Source organism: Pseudomonas syringae (assembly GCF_002157375.1).
In the GTDB taxonomy this organism is placed as follows: domain Bacteria; phylum Pseudomonadota; class Gammaproteobacteria; order Pseudomonadales; family Pseudomonadaceae; genus Aquipseudomonas; species Aquipseudomonas syringae_T.
This window is the reverse complement of sequence record NZ_MTSA01000025.1, coordinates 1-15,349: the sequence shown is the minus strand read 5'-3', so window position 1 is coordinate 15,349 and position 15,349 is coordinate 1. Positions and strand designations below refer to the sequence as shown.

Here is a 15,349-nt window from a genome sequence, read left to right as displayed (position 1 = left end):
AAAACAAAACCCCGCCGGGTGGGCGGGGTTTGACGGGCTTCTCTGTCTGAAGAAGCTGCCTTCGACACTAACACAGCGCAATAAATACACAACCCGGCAAGGTCTCAGCCCGCAGCCTGGCCAGTCTCGACGTCAGCGCGCCGTTGATCGGCGTCACGGCGAATCTGCCGACGACGGTCGTCATCGGCCGAGCGCCATTCGCGGATATCTTCGACATGTCGAAAACACCCCAGGCAGACCTTCTGTTCATCAAGCCGACACAGGCTGATACAAGGTGATGCCACTGCCGGGCTGACGTTGCTGAAAAGCGATTTGGGCGGGCGAACGGGTGTCTGGCTCACGATCAGATCTCGTCGAAGTCCAGCTCGACGCCAGCCTGCTCGAGGGTAAAACGCTTAAGCATCTCGCTGAGCAGCTCATCACTGGAATCGCACACCCAACGGCTCTCGACTTCGTCGTAGTCGAAATGAAAGCCACCGGATTTGGCAGCCAGCCAAAGCTGACGCAAAGGCTCCTGACGGCTGAAAATAAGCTGCGAGCCGCCTTCGAACCTGACGGTCAGTACACCGGCCGAGTTTTCCAGATCCACGTCCAGGCCACTGTCATCGAAAACGTCTTCGATATTCTGCTGAGTCGCATCGACCAGGTCGTGAAAGCGCGCTTCGGTCAAACTCATTACGGGAACCTCGATAAGTGTCTGCTGATGGCGCAAACGGGCAAGATACGGACGCCGTCGGGCAAATGCAAAGCCTAACCGTCAGTTGTTGTGACAGAAACGCATTAATCTCCCGGGCCTGCCAGACGGGAAGCCCCTCGCATAGGCAAGCTGCCGGGTGGTCGGTATACTCGGGCGCAATTAATGCTTTTACAAAGGATTTCGCCATGAAGCGCCTGATCTCTTCGCTTGCTGCGCTTGTCGCGGTCGCTTGTCTTGTTACCGCCTGTGGCCAGAAAGGCCCGCTGTATCTGCCGGATGACACCAAAACCCCGGAAGAACAAGCCAAATCGCAATCGCACAAGCACCTTTAAGGGAATCCAATGGACGCCTTCAACTACCGCGACGGTGAGCTGTTCGCGGAAGGGGTAGCATTGTCTGCCATTGCCGAACGCTTCGGCACGCCGACGTATGTCTACTCACGCGCTCACATCGAAGCGCAATACCGTGCCTACGCCGATGCGCTGAGCGGTATGCCGCATATGGTCTGCTTCGCCGTCAAAGCCAACTCCAACCTGGGCGTACTCAATGTCCTGGCGCGCCTTGGCGCCGGTTTTGACATTGTGTCGCGTGGCGAGCTCGAGCGTGTGCTGGCCGCTGGCGGCAAGGCGGAGAAGATCGTGTTTTCCGGTGTCGGCAAGACCCGTGAAGACATGCGTCGCGCCCTTGAAGTCGGCGTCCATTGCTTCAACGTCGAATCCACCGACGAGCTGGAGCGCCTGCAGGAAGTGGCCGCTGAACTGAACGTTCGTGCGCCGATTTCGCTGCGCGTCAATCCGGACGTGGACGCCGGCACTCACCCGTACATCTCCACGGGCCTGAAAGAAAACAAGTTCGGCATTGCCATCGCGGCGGCTGAAGACGTTTACATTCGCGCCTCGCAGTTGCCGAATCTGGAAGTGATCGGCGTCGACTGCCACATCGGTTCACAACTGACCACGCTTGAGCCGTTCATCGATGCGCTGGACCGCCTGCTGGACCTGGTTGATCGTCTGGGCGATTGCGGCATTCACTTGCACCACATCGACCTGGGCGGCGGTCTTGGTGTGCGTTACCGCGATGAAGAGCCGCCGCTGGCAGCCGACTACATCAAAGCCGTGCGCGAGCGTCTTGCCGGTCGTGATCTGGGCCTGTTGTTCGAACCGGGGCGTTTCATCGTGGCCAATGCGGGCGTGCTGCTGACCCGTGTCGAATACCTCAAGCACACCGAACACAAGGATTTCGCCATCGTCGATGCGGCGATGAACGACCTGATCCGTCCGGCCCTGTATCAGGCCTGGATGGACGTCACGGCGGTGCGTCCGCGTGACAGCGAAGCCCGCGCCTACGACATCGTAGGGCCGATCTGCGAAACCGGCGATTTCCTGGCCAAGGGCCGCGAACTGGCGCTGGCCGAGGGCGACCTGCTGGCGGTGCATTCAGCCGGCGCTTACGGTTTTGTCATGAGTTCGAACTACAACACCCGTGGCCGTGCTGCCGAGGTACTGGTCGACGGTTCCCAGGCTTTTGAAGTGCGTCGTCGCGAAACCGTGGCCGAGCTGTTCGCTGGCGAAAGCCTGCTGCCGGAGTAATCCCATGCTGCTGCGTTTTACCAAGATGCACGGGCTGGGTAATGACTTCATGGTCCTGGACCTGGTGAGTCAGCACGCGCATATTTTGCCCAAGCACGCCAAACAGTGGGGCGACCGCCACACCGGTATCGGTTTCGATCAGCTACTGCTGGTCGAGGCGCCCAACAATCCGGACGTGGACTTTCGCTATCGGATCTTCAACTCGGACGGGTCTGAAGTCGAACAATGCGGCAACGGCGCACGCTGTTTCGCCCGTTTCGTGCTCGACAAGCGCCTGACCGCCAAGAAGCAGATACGCGTCGAGACCAAAGGCGGCATCATCGAGCTGGATATCCGCAGCGACGGACAGATCAGCGTCGATATGGGGCCGCCCCGCTTCGTTCCGGAAGAGATACCCTTCCAGGCACCGGAGCAAGCCACCTGCTACTCCGTCGAAGTGGACGGAAAGACCATTGAAATGGCCGCCGTGTCGATGGGCAACCCTCACGCCGTGTTGCGGGTCAACGACATCAACAATGCGCCCGTGCATGAACTGGGGCCGAAGATCGAGCATCACCCGCGCTTTCCGGCACGGGTCAACGTCGGCTTCCTGCACGTTGTGGATCGCCAGCGCGCGCAGTTGCGCGTCTGGGAGCGCGGCGCAGGGGAAACCCAGGCGTGCGGCACCGGCGCCTGCGCGGCAGCGGTTGCCGCCATCAGCCAGGGCTGGATGGATTCGCCCTTGCTGATCGACCTGCCCGGAGGTCGCCTGTCCATCGAATGGGCTGGCCCGGGACATTCCGTGATGATGACCGGCCCTGCAACACGGGTCTACGAAGGCCAAGTTCGTCTTTAAGCGAGTAAATACGATGACCGATCAGCCTCCCGCTTCAACCGGCACACCCGGCGAATCGCCCGTCGATACCGCAGCGCCAGACCTTGAAGCAGAGGCGGTCATCGCTTTTCTGCTCGAACACCCCGACTTCTTTGCCGAGCATGACGAACTGCTGGTGTCGATGCGTATTCCGCACCAGCGCGGCGACACGGTCTCGCTGGTCGAGCGCCAGCTCAAACTGTTGCGCGAACGAAACATCGAGATGCGCCATCGCCTGTCACAGTTGATGGACGTCGCCCGCGACAACGACCGCCTGTTCGAGAAAACCCGTCGCCTGAACCTCGCCCTGATGGACGCCACCAGCCTGGACGAGTTGGTCATCGCGGTGGAAGACAGCCTGCGTCAGGACTTTCAGGTGCCCTTTGTCAGTCTGATCCTGTTCAGCGACACGCCGATGCAGGTAGGTCGCTGGGTAAGCGGCGCCGAGGCGCAGAAAGCCATCGGCGGCCTGATCGGCGAGAAGATTATCTGCGGCGCCCTGCGCGAGCATGAGCTGGCCTTTCTGTTCGGCGAAGAACAAGGCAAGGAAGTCGGTTCGACCGCCATTGCCAGCCTCAATCATCTGGGCCTGCATGGCGTTCTGGCCATCGGCAGCCGCGATCCGCAGCATTACAAAAGCTCCGTCGGCACGCTGTTTCTCAGTTATATCGCTGACGTGCTGAGCCGCCTGCTGCCCCGCTTCGCCCACTCGTTACGCTCGGTCCGCTAGCCGTGGATCAGCATCTGGACGCCTACTGCATGCACCTGCGCGGTGAGCGCCAGGTGTCGCCCCACACCCTCGAAGCGTACCGACGCGATCTGGGCAAGGTTCTGGCGTATTGCCAGAAGGCTCAACTGTCGAGCTGGAATGATCTTGATATCCAGCACCTGCGCAGTTTCACGGCCCGTCAGCATCAACAAGGCCAGTCTTCCCGCAGCCTGGCGCGAATGCTGTCGGCAGTGCGTGGTTTCTACAAATACCTGAACCGTGAGGGCATTTGTCAGCACGACCCTGCGAACGGGCTCTCTCCGCCTAAAGGCGAACGGCGCCTGCCCAAGACGCTGGACACCGACCGTACCGCTCAACTGCTGGACGGTGGCGTGGAGGATGATTTTCTGGCTCAACGCGATCAGGCCATTCTGGAGCTGTTCTACTCATCAGGCTTGCGATTGTCGGAGCTGACCGGCCTGAACCTCGACCAACTGGACCTGAGCGATGGCTTGGTGCAGGTGCTGGGCAAAGGCAGTAAGACCCGCGTATTGCCTGTCGGCAGCAAGGCACGCCGGGCGCTGGAAACCTGGCTGCCGTTGCGCGCGCTGGCCAACCCGCAGGACGACGCGGTGTTCGTGACCCGGCAAGGCAAACGCCTCGGCCCACGGGCGGTTCAGGTCCGGCTCAAGGCGGCTGGCGAGCGAGAGTTGGGGCAGAACCTGCACCCGCACATGCTTCGCCACTCTTTCGCCAGTCATCTGCTGGAATCGTCTCAGGACCTGCGTGCGGTGCAGGAGCTGTTGGGTCACGCGGATATCAAAACGACGCAGATCTACACGCACCTGGACTTTCAGCACCTGGCGACGGTCTATGACAACGCACACCCGCGCGCGAAACGTAAAGGATCTGCAGATGATTAAGCTGGTGACGTTCGATCTCGACGACACGCTGTGGGACACAGCACCTGCCATTGCCGGCGCAGAGGCGACGCTGCGCGACTGGCTGGCGGAGCATGCGCCCGAGCTGGGCGCGATCCCCGTTGAACACCTGTGGGAAATCCGCTCGCGGCTGGTGATCGCAGACCCCTCCCTGAAACACCGGATCAGTGCGCTGCGTCGGCGCGTGCTGTTTCACGCCCTTGAAGACGCCGGCTACGATTCCGACGAGGCTCAGAACCTCGCCGATGAGGGTTTTGAAGTGTTTCTGCATGGACGTCATCAGGTACAGATTTTCCCGGAGGTGCAGCCCACCCTGGAAATTCTCGCCAAGACCTTCATGCTGGGCGTTATCACCAATGGCAATGCCGATGTGCGGCGCCTTGGGCTGGCGGACTACTTCGCCTTTGCCCTGTGCGCTGAAGACCTCGGTATCGGCAAGCCGGACCCGGCGTTGTTTCACGAGGCGCTACGGCGCGCCAACGTTGATGGCTCCGTGGCCGTGCATGTGGGCGACCACCCCAGCGACGATATTGCGGGCGCGCAACAGGCAGGCATGCGTGCCATCTGGTACAACCCGCAGAACAAAGCCTGGGACGCCGACCGCCTGCCGGACGCAGAGATTCACAACCTGTCGCAGCTGCCGGATGTGCTGGCGCGCTGGTCCTGAAAAACGTACCGATATGCGCCCAATAGAAAAAGCCCGCAGCGACGGCGGGCTTTTTCTCACACGGCTTTTTGACCTTAGATAGGTCGGCTGCCGTACTTGTTGTCAGGCTTCTTGGGCGGATCGGCGACCACATTGGCCTCCACTTCCTGCACCTTCCCGCCTTTCGCCAGGAATTCTTCCATGGCACGCGCCAGCGCATCACGCTCTTTGTTCTTGGCTTCTACGCTAGGCAATTCCTCGACCGACACTGCGGCCTTGGCCTTGCCTTTGGTAGGTGCCGCCGGAACGTCGGAGTCGTCTGGTTCGGCTGTATCGTCTTCCGGGGAAGCCGCTGCCAGCTCCTCACCGTCTTCTTCGCCTTCCAGGTCGTCTACCAGATCGTCGTTAGTATCATCGTCGTCGCTCATGTTCTACCTCATGACTTGCGAAAGCTGATTAGTTATAGCCCAACCGCCGAGAACTGCTAAGGCGATCGGAAAAATTCAACAACCGCTGACCCCAGCGGTTATGTCTATTCACCCTGAAGGGTGGCCAGGACGTTACGAGACCCACCAGCGTCTCGATGCTCGCCCAGGTAAATACCTTGCCAGGTGCCCAGCGCCAGTCGTCCTGCCGTGACCGGCAACACTAACTGGCAGCCCAGCAAACTGGCCTTGAAATGCGCTGGCAAGTCATCAGGGCCTTCGTCGTCATGTTCGTAGCCGTCCACGCCCTGAGGCACCAGACGGTTGAAGAAACGCTCAAAGTCACGACGTACTGCCGGGTCGGCATTTTCGTTGACGGTCAACGAAGCCGAGGTATGTTGCAGCCATACATGCAGCAGCCCGACACGACACTCCCGCAGCTGGGGCAAGCCTGCGACTATTTCGTCAGTCACCAGATGGAACCCGCGGGGCCTCGCCCGCAAGGCAATCCTGGATTGATGCCACATACCGTTCTCCGCACCTTCGGCGCGCATTCTAACTCGACTGAGAAAAAAGCAAAGCGCGCAATAAACCGGCTTCCCTGCAAGTTAACGAAGACTGCTGCAGCATCGTTACCTGCGTTGCGTCATGGCGCCGAAATCATTGACACAGGCAAGATCAATGACAGCAGAAAGGCGCGGTTTATCCGCAAACATCAGACAAAAAAAATGCCCGGAGACCGGGCATTCTTTTTTGCGTCGGCGACTGATTACAAGTTGTAGCCACGCTCGTTGTGTTGCGCAAGGTCCAGACCGACAGACTCTTCCTCGTCGGTGACACGCAGCCCCATCACCGCATCCAGTACCTTGAGGATGATGAAGGTCACGATAGCGGTGTAAACGACGGTGAACGCGACGCCCTTGAATTGAATCCAGACCTGAGCACCGATGTCAGTCACGGTGCCGAAACCGCCCAGCGCTGGCGCTGCAAACACGCCCGTCAGGATGGCGCCGACGATGCCGCCGATACCGTGTACACCGAAGGCGTCCAGGGAGTCGTCGTAGCCGAGTTTGCGTTTCAGGCTGGTGGCGCAGAAGAAGCAGATCACACCCGCAGCCAGACCGATGATCAGAGCGCCCATCGGGCCAACTGTACCGGCAGCCGGGGTAATGGCAACCAGACCGGCAACCACACCCGATGCGATGCCCAGGGCACTTGGCTTACCGTGAGTCAGCCACTCGGCGAACATCCAGCCCAGTGCGGCAGCGGCGGTCGCGATTTGAGTGACCAGCATGGCCATGCCGGCAGTGCCGTTGGCTGCTGCGGCAGAACCGGCGTTGAAGCCGAACCAGCCCACCCAGAGCATTGCTGCGCCGATCAGGGTGTAACCCAGATTGTGCGGAGCCATCGGGGTGGTCGGGAAGCCTTTGCGCTTGCCCAGAACCAGGCAGGCCACCAGACCGGCTACACCGGCGTTGATATGCACCACCGTGCCGCCAGCGAAGTCCAGAACGCCCCAGTCCCACATCAGACCACCGACGCCACCCCAGACCATGTGGGCGATAGGTGCGTAGACCAGCGTGAACCAGATACCCATGAAGATCAGCATCGCGGAGAACTTCATGCGCTCTGCGAAGGCACCGACGATCAGCGCCGGGGTGATGATTGCAAAGGTCATCTGGAAGGTGACGAACACCGCCTCAGGGAACAATGCAGCAGGACCGGTAAGGCTCGCAGGCGTGATACCCGCCAGGAACGCTTTACCCATACCGCCAAAGAAGGAGTTGAAGTTGACGACGCCCGCTTCCATACCGGTTGTGTCAAACGCAATGCTGTAGCCGTAAACGACCCACAGGATGCTGATCAGACCGGTAATCGCGAAACACTGCATCATCACCGACAGGATGTTCTTCGAGCGAACCATGCCGCCGTAGAACAGAGCCAGGCCGGGAATGGTCATGAACAGGACCAGCGCGGTCGCCGTCAGCATCCATGCGGTGTCGCCAGAGTTCAGTACCGGCTCGGCCACTGGATCAGCCGCCAGGGCAAGACCAGGTAATGCGAGGGACAACAGGGCACCTAGCCCTGCGAATTGACGCAGAGTCATATTGTTTTCTCCTGGGGCGTTGGGGTTTGGCGGCTTAAATAGCGTCTGTATCGGTCTCGCCGGTACGGATGCGAATGGCCTGTTCCAGATTGACCACGAAAATCTTGCCGTCACCGATCTTGCCGGTGTTGGCGGCCTTGGTTATCGCTTCGATGACCCGATCCAGATCCTTGTCATCGATGGCAACGTCGATCTTCACTTTTGGAAGGAAGTCGACAACGTATTCAGCACCGCGGTACAGCTCAGTGTGACCCTTCTGACGCCCGAAGCCTTTGACTTCAGTGACGGTGATGCCCTGCACGCCGATCTCGGACAACGACTCGCGCACGTCATCCAGTTTGAACGGCTTGATGATGGCAGTGACTAGCTTCATGAAAACTTTCTCCCGAATTTGGTGGACTTGCCCCAGGAAAACAAACCCGACTCAAGTCTAAGCGCAGTGCCTGGCTTTGTAACGTGTCGGCCGCCTGATCAGGCCAGACCAACGCCAGAAAAACCGCGTATGACGAAACACATCCCCGCTCCGCCTGCCGCACTGCATTCGTCACAGCGACTGCATCAGTGCATGGGTCATAAGCCACTAAGCAGAAAGCTTGCCATCTCGTGAATATTCATTGAATACAGGTTCTTGGGCGCATTTGGCGCCGTGAGACCCGCCACCCGGCCAACGTTATGCACGGTAATGGTGCCAGGACGCACACCGCCTCGCCCCATAAGCGTGCAGCCTGTCGCGCCTGAATTGACTATAGACGCTGCGTGTTACACTGCTGGCCATCAGATTCAGGAAAATCATCATGCTCGCGCCCAAAGCTTTTCTCGACGCCCTCAGCGGCCACGCCTCCCGCCTGTTCAACGGCGAAACGCCCATACCCCGCAGCGAATTCGAAACCCAGTTCAAGGCGCTGCTGCAAAGCGGCTTCAGCAAACTGGATCTGGTGAGCCGGGAAGAGTTCGACAGCCAGATGGCCGTCCTTGCCCGCACCCGCGCACGCCTTGAGGCGCTGGAAGCCAAAATGGCCGAGATGGAAGAAAAGATCGGCGGCGCCGAGAAGGCTGAGTAAGCGGCTCAGCCATCAAGAACAAGGGTTAGAAGCACTGCGGTCAGACGACCTCACTTCGTATCGCCTGTATCACGATGCTCGACAACCGTTCGGTCAGAGGATTTGGATTTGCCTCTCGCCTGTGCAATGTCAGTGCAATAGAGGGTAGAGGCGGTAAGCCTCGCTCTTCGGTATCAAGCAGTTCAGTGCCTGCCTGAAGCCCGAGGGATGTTCTGATGGTGTACCCCAGACCGGCTTCAGTGGCTGCAGACAGGCCATTGAGGCTGGAGCTGGTAAACGAAAGAAGCCAAGGGATCCCTGCAAGGTCCAGTGCGTCAGTGGCCTTTGAATGAAAGGGGCACGGCGCATCGAACGCAATGATAGGCAGCGGGTTGCCTGATTCGACACGCCAGTCGAGATACTGGTGAGACGATCCGATCCACTGCATGGGCAGGTTCACTATCGTCTCCTGATACCCGTTCTTCTTCACTCCGCCCCACGCCACCGCGAGATCGAGAGAACCGTTTTCTATACGGTTGAGCAGGTCGGCATTGCGGGCAATACGCGCCTCGACTCGCACGTCCGGATGGGCTCTGGCGAACCGTCCGAGCACCGTCGGCAAGAAACTCCCCAGGTCTTCCTGCAACCCGAGACGCACCCACCCTTTGAGCTTCAGCTCGGACACCGCCGTCATCGTCTCATCGTTAAGGCTCAAGAGCCGCCTGGAGTAATTGAGCAATACCTCTCCGGTGTCCGTCAGCGCCAACTTGCGACCTGCTTTCTTGAACAGGGGTGAACCTGCCTGAGCTTCCAGCTTCTTCAATTGAGCGCTGATAGCAGAAGTAGAGCGTGCAAGCTTTTGTGCAGCCTTGGCAAAACTGCCCAGTTCGACCCCTGTTACGAAGCTACGCATGACATCTAAATCAAAATTTACCGGTCTCATGACAATCCTGCTTTTCGGGACGAACACGCAAAATAATTTGATATTCGAGACGATACTCTCATGCGATTCTGACGGCCAACAACTAATTGAATAGTGGGATTCTTATGACTGTCGATAACGGTCACCGATGGAAAGTGCTCGGTGTTGGCGTGGCCGCCAACGCGAGCTTTTCCAGCGTCGTCGGGGGGCTGCCTGCCACGGCAGTTTATATGCGAGCCACTTATCAGCTGGACAACAGCGAGTTGGGGCTTGTACTCGGCGTCTTGGGCTTGGGTATCGCGGTCAGCGAAATCCCGTGGGGCTTGCTGACCGATCGCTGGGGTGATCGTCCTGTATTGCTGACCGGACTGCTCAGCTCGGGCATTGCCCTGCTGATATTGGCAATGCTGGCCTCTTTCGCACCCACGGTGGTGTTGCTGGCGGTAGGCCTGTTCGTCGTAGGCTTGCTCGGCAGCAGCGTCAACGGCGCCAGCGGACGAGCCATCATGGCCTGGTTCAAGGAAGGTGAACGAGGGCTGGCCATGAGCATCCGGCAAACGGCCGTTCCAGGGGGGTACGCCTTGGGTGCAGTCGTGCTGCCTTATCTGGCTTACACGTACGGCTTTGTCGAGGTGTTCACGGTATCGGCCTTGTTCTGCCTGATAGCCGCCTTGTTCGCCTGGTTCTGGCTCTACGAACCCGACTTCTCCAGCAGTGCGGCAAAAAAACAGAGCATGGCAACCAACGCGAGCCCGTTGAAGGACCTGAGGGTCTGGCGGATCGTATTGGCCATCGGCCTGCTGTGCGCGCCACAATTCGCCATCCTGACTTATGCGGCCGTGTTCTTCCATGACTTCAGCAAGATCGACATCACACTGATTTCAGCGACGCTGGCCGTTATCCAGATTGGCGCCATTGTCAGCAGAATCTGGAGTGGACGCTGGACCGACAAAAACAAAAATCGACGTGCCTACCTCAAAACCTGTGCCTGGCTGAGCACCCTGACCTTTCTGGCCTTGGGCACAGTGGTATCGGCAGCCGGCTTCTACGGCATGAACGAAACCGCGCTGGCCAGCGGCCTGATCATCGCCGTCATGGTGGTTGCCGGCATCAGCGTGTCCGCCTGGCACGGTGTTGCCTACACCGAACTGGCCACCTTGGCAGGGGCGAGCCGTGCAGGCACAGCCCTGGCAATGGGCAACACCTGCGTGTTTGTAGTGCTGTTCGCCACCCCCATCGCGGCCTCCACCCTCATGACGCATTTTTCCTGGGGCGTGGTCTGGCTGGCAGCAGCGTTCTGCGCACTGTTAACAGCGCCATTGTTCCCCCGCGTCGAAAAAAATTATGCGCTTGACCTGAGCTCGACGTAAGACGCTCGACGCAAGACTGTTTACCTCCTGATAACTGTTGTGTCCCGTGTTGCCACCCCCTCTGTGGCAACACGTACCTCGTACTGCCCATACACGCCGATCGCCTGACGCCTTCGCTTAATCGACCTGAACTCTTTCCATGGAGGAGACGCATGATCCCGCTATTTATCTTTGGGTGCATGTCGATATCGCTTACGGCGGCTCCTGCACTGCCGGCAAGCGGGATGATTTCGATCACTACTTCGAAGTGATCAACTGGGCGCTCGAAAATCAACGAACGCTCCACCCCGACGTAAAGCTTTATCTGCAGTTCGGTACGGTGGACGTACGCGATTACTGTGAGCAAAAAGGGTATCTTTCGGCATTCGAAACTTTTGGCGCAGAACTCCTGCAACCGGCATGCGGTGCGTGCGCGAACTGCGGTCCTGGCTCATCGACCCGCAAGGATCAGGTCACCGTCAGCGCCATCAATCGTAACTTCCCGGGCCGTTCCGGACCTGGACAAGTATGGCTGGCAAGCCCGCCGACAGTCGTCGCCAGCGCCATTGCAGGGTATATCACGTCATTTTCGGAGTTGCAGATCAGTAGCCCTCACGGGTAATCGCAACAAGTGTCTGGAGCCGAAAGGTGATGGACACTTTAGGCTTCACGAGCGGGTCAATTCGACCGCTTTGCGCCCGCTCAGGAAAATGCCTTTTCATTCAACCATTCAGTAAGATGCCCACCAGGAAGCTGTCGGTTTCGATGGAACATCTTACTCACAACGGAATGAAAACATGACGCGCAAACGCTCCATTCTCCAGTGGCTAATGACGGGCGCATTGTCGCTCTGTGCCGGCGCACCCGCCTTCGCCCAGGACACGGCTTTGCATTCCGGCAAGTACGAGCAGTTGATGCTGGCCGTGACGCCCGAGCATCAAGTCGAAGGCTACTACGCGGAAGAACGAGGCGAAGATCCGCCCTTCAGTTGCGCGTTCTATCTAAAAGGCAATGTCGAGGCTGGCAAAGACGTGGCGGTGTTCTCCTGGTCCGACGGCGCCTATCCGGGAACACTAAAGCCCTCGCCTGACGGGGTAACGCTGACCATCGAACAAGGCCAGCAACACTCAGGCTGCCTGAATGTGCTGATACCAGATATCGCCACCGGCCTGGACCTGACCCGTACGGCCAGCAAGCCGTGGATAGGCCTGGTGAAGGTCAGGGCTGACAAGGCGTGGTTACAGAAGACGCCGAATGCCAAGGCCACTCGTGGCGCCTACATCGTCAAAGGTGACGTCGTCGGGGTTCTGGCATTCAAGGATGGCGCGGCTCAGGTCGAGTTCATCAACGCGGATGACCGCTCGTTCACTGGCTGGATCAGTCAGGATCAATATGCGCGGCTGACGGCACCTCAGCGCTGATTCCATGCAGCGGCGTCAGACGGTTTGGCGAACCCGGCTCACGTCCGTTGAAGGCGGGCAACCAAATTGGCGGCTGTATTCCCTGCTGAATTGCGAAGGGCTTTCATAGCCGACGCGATAGCAGGCGCTGGATACATCCAGGCCTTCATTGATCATCAGCCGTCGGGCTTCTTGCAGACGCCGTTGTTTCTGGTACTGCAACGGGCTCATGGCGGTCAGCGCCTTGAATCGGTGGTGCAACGTCGAACTGCCAAGATTGGCCAGACGCGCCAGCTCATCAATGCGTAGCGGCTCGGTGTAATGGCTGTTCAACCAGTCGAGCGCACGTGCAACGCGGTGCGTCTGCGAATCGCCGACTGCAATTTCGTAAAGCCTGCGTCCGTTGTTGCCACGCAGCAGCCGGTAATAAAGCTCCCGAAGTGCCAAAGGCGCAAGCATGCCGATATCCCGAGGGGTGTCGAGCAGGCGCACCAGCCGCAGAACCGTTTCCAGCAGCGGCTGGTCAATGTGGTCCAGAAACAGGCCGCGCTGCGGCTCATCCGGCACCCCGCTGAGCGGCGCATCGGCGATGAGCTGAGCGATTTGCACCGGATCGAAATCCAGGCGAATACACAGATAAGGTGCGTCGGAACTTGCTTCGATCACCCGCCCGGACACGGGCACGGTCACCGCAACCACAAGGTAGCTGAGCGAGTCGTACACATACTGCTCATCACTTAGCCCAATTTCTTTACGCCCCTGAACGATCAAGCAAAGGGCCGGCCGATGGACAGCGTGAATCAATTCGGACGGCGCGTCGCAACGGATCACATACAGCGGCGCGATAGCCGTTTCGTAGACACCGGGCACCGTAAACCTCTGTGTGATCAACCGAATGATTTCAGCACGGTAAACACTGTTGCCCTGAAGACTGGCGGCCTCATTTGTATCCACAAATAACTCCATCCGAAGGTTGCTGTACGCCTTCCCTTGCCTCGCGCTCATCATAGCGGCCATTGGGCAGTAGCTCAGTACCCGCCAGACGATCAGACAGAAACAGGCAAGCTTGGCGCAGGTATCGGCAAGCGTGCGGCCATGACCGACTCGTAGCATCCCTCTCACTCAGTTGGAGCATCACGCCGCAACTGGGCACTTTACGAGGGGATAAGCTCATGTCGAACATTCAAGACAAGGTTGTACTGATCACTGGTGCCAGCAGCGGCATCGGCGAAGCCGCCGCCAGACTTATCGCCGCCAAAGGCGCACATGTCGTGCTGGGAGCGCGGCGTATTGATCGCTTGAAGACGCTGACAGCAGACATCGAGTCGCACGGTGGCTCGGCACGTTACCGCGCGCTGGATGTGACCGACGCAGCCGACGTGCTGGCCTTTGCCGACTTCGCCAAACGTGAATTCGGCAAGATCGACGTCATCATCAACAACGCCGGCGTCATGCCCTTGTCCCCACTCGCCTCGCTGAAAATAGCGGAATGGAACCAGATGCTCGACGTCAACGTTCGCGGCGTGCTGCACGGTATCGCCGCCGTGTTACCGACGATGGAAGCGCAAGGGCATGGTCAGGTCATCAACATCTCATCCATCGGCGGCCTTTCGGTCTCCCCGACCGCTGCGGTGTACTGCGCTACCAAGTTTGCTGTCCGGGCGATATCCGATGGCCTGCGGCAAGAGACCGACAAAATCCGCGTGACCGTCGTCTGCCCCGGCGTGGTCGAGTCAGAACTGGCCGACTGGATTTCCGATGAAACGGCACGTGAGGCGATGAAAGCCTTTCGAAAAGTGGCACTGGAGGCGGATGCGATTGCACGCGCGCTTGTGTATGCGATCGATCAGCCTGATGGGGTGGACGTGAGTGAGATTGTGGTCAGGCCTACGGGGAGTGCTTATTGAGGGGCAGGCTTGGCGGCGCCGTCAAGAGACTTTCCAGCTTGATCTCGACCAGCCTGGCGCCGCCCCGTTCGATAACTCTGGTTTTTATAGGCGCGTCTGCGAAACCTCGCTGACGGTAGAAATCAAGGGCAGGCGCATTTCTCTCCAGCACCCAAAGTACGACCCGACTGCGGCCAGCGGATTGGAAGCGTGGGATTACGTAGTAGAACAACTCATGCCCAATGCCTCGGCGGGTGTGCAGGGGGCTGACATACACGGCGTGTACTTCTGCGACGCTACGGTCTTCGGGATGTTCCCTGTCGGAACCCGTGGCTACCCAGCCCAGAACCCGATCAAACGCGTCTACTTTGACGTAAACCTCCGAGTCGCCTGACATGATCTCCTGCGTCCAGTGAGACAACCTCGCCTCAAGGGTGATCCGATCAATATAGGCAGAGGGAATAATGCCCTGATAGGCACTTTTCCATGACTCCAGATGAATCGTCGCTATCTGCAACGAATCCTTGGGAATGGCAATGCGGATAGTCATATCAGCGTTCCTGAACGATAGTCGGCTGTCGGGTGCGAGGTGGCGAGTTACGTCAGCGAGAGCGAGGGTGGCTCAAGCCTGAATCTCATCAGCCCTAATACCAGTTCGTGGCTTTTTCGGTGTATTCAACATTGGCTGGAAGTACCTCGCGCAGGAATGCGAGGTACTTGCTCATCAATACCTGACTGGGAAATCGTGCGGCGAAACCTGTGGTGACGTCGCTGCAGTGGATGAT

At 58.9% G+C, this 15,349-nt stretch carries 20 protein-coding genes and 1 pseudogene; 11 read left to right on the top strand and 10 right to left on the bottom strand.

Going from position 1 to position 15,349, the window contains the following annotated elements; translation table 11 throughout:
* Positions 1–104 precede the first annotated feature (104 nt).
* Complete coding sequence (locus tag BW686_RS23985) at positions 105–341, bottom strand: DUF1289 domain-containing protein (protein WP_084920162.1); 237 nt, start codon at positions 339–341, stop codon at positions 105–107.
* A gap of 2 nt (positions 342–343) precedes the next feature.
* The gene (gene cyaY / locus BW686_RS23980) at positions 344–676 is read right to left on the bottom strand and encodes an iron donor protein CyaY (RefSeq protein WP_084920159.1); all 333 of its coding nucleotides are present in this window, start codon (positions 674–676) and stop codon (positions 344–346) included.
* 206 nt (positions 677–882) lie between these two features.
* Here cyaY and lptM point away from each other — a divergent pair, with 206 nt between their 5' ends.
* The 6 genes from lptM to BW686_RS23950 are packed head-to-tail and all read left to right on the top strand — an operon-like array spanning position 883 to position 5,456.
* Positions 883–1,029: an LPS translocon maturation chaperone LptM gene (gene lptM, locus BW686_RS23975; RefSeq protein ID WP_003377923.1), complete on the top strand. Its 147-nt coding sequence runs from the start codon at positions 883–885 to the stop codon at positions 1,027–1,029.
* 9 nt (positions 1,030–1,038) lie between these two features.
* Complete coding sequence (lysA, locus tag BW686_RS23970; RefSeq protein ID WP_084920156.1) at positions 1,039–2,286, top strand: diaminopimelate decarboxylase; 1,248 nt, start codon at positions 1,039–1,041, stop codon at positions 2,284–2,286.
* A 4-nt stretch (positions 2,287–2,290) separates the two neighbouring features.
* Positions 2,291–3,121, top strand: a complete 831-nt coding sequence (gene dapF / locus BW686_RS23965) for a diaminopimelate epimerase (protein WP_084920153.1) — start codon at positions 2,291–2,293, stop codon at positions 3,119–3,121.
* Between the two features lie 13 nt (positions 3,122–3,134).
* Positions 3,135–3,869: a DUF484 family protein gene (locus BW686_RS23960; RefSeq protein ID WP_084920151.1), complete on the top strand. Its 735-nt coding sequence runs from the start codon at positions 3,135–3,137 to the stop codon at positions 3,867–3,869.
* A gap of 2 nt (positions 3,870–3,871) precedes the next feature.
* Positions 3,872–4,771: a tyrosine recombinase XerC gene (gene xerC, locus BW686_RS23955; RefSeq protein ID WP_084920148.1), complete on the top strand. Its 900-nt coding sequence runs from the start codon at positions 3,872–3,874 to the stop codon at positions 4,769–4,771.
* Positions 4,764–5,456, top strand: coding sequence for an HAD family hydrolase (locus tag BW686_RS23950; protein WP_084920145.1), 693 nt, complete (start codon positions 4,764–4,766; stop codon positions 5,454–5,456). Before xerC ends, BW686_RS23950 begins: the two co-directional genes overlap by 8 nt.
* A gap of 74 nt (positions 5,457–5,530) precedes the next feature.
* Here the strand turns inward: BW686_RS23950 and sutA are convergent, their stop codons facing one another.
* From sutA to glnK, 4 genes are all read right to left on the bottom strand, one after another.
* Positions 5,531–5,863 carry a transcriptional regulator SutA gene (sutA, locus tag BW686_RS23945; protein ID WP_084920142.1) on the bottom strand — a complete coding sequence of 111 codons (333 nt, stop codon included), beginning with the start codon at positions 5,861–5,863 and terminating at the stop codon, positions 5,531–5,533.
* 104 nt (positions 5,864–5,967) lie between these two features.
* A complete protein-coding gene (locus BW686_RS23940; RefSeq protein WP_084920140.1) occupies positions 5,968–6,387 on the bottom strand; it encodes a secondary thiamine-phosphate synthase enzyme YjbQ in 420 nt (139 codons plus the stop codon).
* A 242-nt stretch (positions 6,388–6,629) separates the two neighbouring features.
* Positions 6,630–7,967, bottom strand: a complete 1,338-nt coding sequence (locus tag BW686_RS23930) for an ammonium transporter (protein WP_054986748.1) — start codon at positions 7,965–7,967, stop codon at positions 6,630–6,632.
* 34 nt (positions 7,968–8,001) lie between these two features.
* A complete protein-coding gene (glnK, locus tag BW686_RS23925) occupies positions 8,002–8,340 on the bottom strand; it encodes a P-II family nitrogen regulator (protein WP_002555808.1) in 339 nt (112 codons plus the stop codon).
* Positions 8,341–8,761: 421 nt separating this feature from the next.
* Between glnK and BW686_RS23915 the strand changes: the two genes are divergently transcribed.
* On the top strand, positions 8,762–9,028 hold the full coding sequence (locus BW686_RS23915) for an accessory factor UbiK family protein (protein WP_084920133.1): 267 nt from the start codon (positions 8,762–8,764) through the stop codon (positions 9,026–9,028).
* A 40-nt stretch (positions 9,029–9,068) separates the two neighbouring features.
* Here BW686_RS23915 and BW686_RS23910 read toward each other — a convergent pair whose 3' ends face one another.
* Positions 9,069–9,950: a LysR family transcriptional regulator gene (locus BW686_RS23910; RefSeq protein ID WP_084920131.1), complete on the bottom strand. Its 882-nt coding sequence runs from the start codon at positions 9,948–9,950 to the stop codon at positions 9,069–9,071.
* 104 nt (positions 9,951–10,054) lie between these two features.
* On the opposite strand from BW686_RS23910, the gene BW686_RS23905 reads away from it, so the two are divergent.
* From BW686_RS23905 to BW686_RS23895, 3 genes are all read left to right on the top strand, one after another.
* Positions 10,055–11,299, top strand: a complete 1,245-nt coding sequence (locus BW686_RS23905) for an MFS transporter (protein ID WP_084920128.1) — start codon at positions 10,055–10,057, stop codon at positions 11,297–11,299.
* Between the two features lie 139 nt (positions 11,300–11,438).
* The gene (locus BW686_RS23900; RefSeq protein WP_084920125.1) at positions 11,439–11,900 is read left to right on the top strand and encodes an aconitase family protein; all 462 of its coding nucleotides are present in this window, start codon (positions 11,439–11,441) and stop codon (positions 11,898–11,900) included.
* A 175-nt stretch (positions 11,901–12,075) separates the two neighbouring features.
* The gene (locus BW686_RS23895; protein WP_084920123.1) at positions 12,076–12,699 is read left to right on the top strand and encodes a hypothetical protein; all 624 of its coding nucleotides are present in this window, start codon (positions 12,076–12,078) and stop codon (positions 12,697–12,699) included.
* A 15-nt stretch (positions 12,700–12,714) separates the two neighbouring features.
* Here BW686_RS23895 and BW686_RS23890 read toward each other — a convergent pair whose 3' ends face one another.
* The gene (locus tag BW686_RS23890) at positions 12,715–13,632 is read right to left on the bottom strand and encodes an AraC family transcriptional regulator (protein WP_084920256.1); all 918 of its coding nucleotides are present in this window, start codon (positions 13,630–13,632) and stop codon (positions 12,715–12,717) included.
* Between the two features lie 218 nt (positions 13,633–13,850).
* On the opposite strand from BW686_RS23890, the gene BW686_RS23885 reads away from it, so the two are divergent.
* Entirely contained in the window at positions 13,851–14,585 is a 735-nt protein-coding gene (locus BW686_RS23885) for an SDR family oxidoreductase (protein WP_084920122.1), read from the top strand.
* Here BW686_RS23885 and BW686_RS23880 read toward each other — a convergent pair.
* Together BW686_RS23880 and BW686_RS27260 are read right to left on the bottom strand one after the other, a co-directional pair.
* A complete protein-coding gene (locus BW686_RS23880; RefSeq protein WP_084920120.1) occupies positions 14,566–15,114 on the bottom strand; it encodes a GNAT family N-acetyltransferase in 549 nt (182 codons plus the stop codon). The two genes, BW686_RS23885 and BW686_RS23880, sit on opposite strands and share 20 nt — an antisense overlap.
* Before the next feature lie 94 nt (positions 15,115–15,208).
* Positions 15,209–15,349: pseudogene (locus BW686_RS27260) on the bottom strand (permease); the annotation flags it as partial.

Excerpts from the sequence above, each read along its gene's own strand:
- cyaY (WP_084920159.1), bottom strand. The coding sequence starts at position 676 with ATGAGTTTGACCGAAGCGCGCTTTCACGACCTGGTCGATGCGACTCAG.
- lptM (WP_003377923.1), top strand. The coding sequence starts at position 883 with ATGAAGCGCCTGATCTCTTCGCTTGCTGCGCTTGTCGCGGTCGCTTGT.
- lysA (WP_084920156.1), top strand. The coding sequence starts at position 1,039 with ATGGACGCCTTCAACTACCGCGACGGTGAGCTGTTCGCGGAAGGGGTA.
- dapF (WP_084920153.1), top strand. The coding sequence starts at position 2,291 with ATGCTGCTGCGTTTTACCAAGATGCACGGGCTGGGTAATGACTTCATG.
- BW686_RS23960 (WP_084920151.1), top strand. The coding sequence starts at position 3,135 with ATGACCGATCAGCCTCCCGCTTCAACCGGCACACCCGGCGAATCGCCC.
- BW686_RS23950 (WP_084920145.1), top strand. The coding sequence starts at position 4,764 with ATGATTAAGCTGGTGACGTTCGATCTCGACGACACGCTGTGGGACACA.
- sutA (WP_084920142.1), bottom strand. The coding sequence starts at position 5,863 with ATGAGCGACGACGATGATACTAACGACGATCTGGTAGACGACCTGGAA.
- BW686_RS23940 (WP_084920140.1), bottom strand. The coding sequence starts at position 6,387 with ATGTGGCATCAATCCAGGATTGCCTTGCGGGCGAGGCCCCGCGGGTTC.
- BW686_RS23930 (WP_054986748.1), bottom strand. The coding sequence starts at position 7,967 with ATGACTCTGCGTCAATTCGCAGGGCTAGGTGCCCTGTTGTCCCTCGCA.
- glnK (WP_002555808.1), bottom strand. The coding sequence starts at position 8,340 with ATGAAGCTAGTCACTGCCATCATCAAGCCGTTCAAACTGGATGACGTG.
- BW686_RS23915 (WP_084920133.1), top strand. The coding sequence starts at position 8,762 with ATGCTCGCGCCCAAAGCTTTTCTCGACGCCCTCAGCGGCCACGCCTCC.
- BW686_RS23910 (WP_084920131.1), bottom strand. The coding sequence starts at position 9,950 with ATGAGACCGGTAAATTTTGATTTAGATGTCATGCGTAGCTTCGTAACA.
- BW686_RS23905 (WP_084920128.1), top strand. The coding sequence starts at position 10,055 with ATGACTGTCGATAACGGTCACCGATGGAAAGTGCTCGGTGTTGGCGTG.
- BW686_RS23900 (WP_084920125.1), top strand. The coding sequence starts at position 11,439 with ATGGAGGAGACGCATGATCCCGCTATTTATCTTTGGGTGCATGTCGAT.
- BW686_RS23895 (WP_084920123.1), top strand. The coding sequence starts at position 12,076 with ATGACGCGCAAACGCTCCATTCTCCAGTGGCTAATGACGGGCGCATTG.
- BW686_RS23885 (WP_084920122.1), top strand. The coding sequence starts at position 13,851 with ATGTCGAACATTCAAGACAAGGTTGTACTGATCACTGGTGCCAGCAGC.
- BW686_RS23880 (WP_084920120.1), bottom strand. The coding sequence starts at position 15,114 with ATGACTATCCGCATTGCCATTCCCAAGGATTCGTTGCAGATAGCGACG.